General features: G+C 66.1%; 1 pseudogene. It reads right to left on the minus strand.

From position 1 onward, the window contains the following. Positions 1 to 274 (minus strand): annotated as a pseudogene (locus CVH10_RS20355) (hypothetical protein); the annotation flags it as partial.

Consider the following 274-nt stretch of genomic DNA (forward strand, 5'->3'; position numbering starts at 1 on the left):
CAACAACAGGAACGCCTGGCGCGGTAACGGAGTGATATTGGAGAGCCGCCGCTCCGGGGGCATCGGCAAGGTGGCCACCTCGGCGTCGTCGTTCAGGGCGACCGAATTCCAGATCTGAGTAAACAGCCGGAAAAGACCCGCGCGCGCGCCGTAGCGCTCGTCGAGCAGGGCCGGGTCCTGGATCAGAGCCTCCAGCATCGCGCCGACATAAGCATCCCCGGACCCCTGGCTACCGGTGAGGGCACGGGCGTACCGGCGCAACAGCGGCAAATGT

The sequence above is a fragment of the Halomonas sp. ND22Bw genome (genome assembly GCF_003011945.1).
Taxonomy (GTDB): domain Bacteria; phylum Pseudomonadota; class Gammaproteobacteria; order Pseudomonadales; family Halomonadaceae; genus Halomonas; species Halomonas halophila.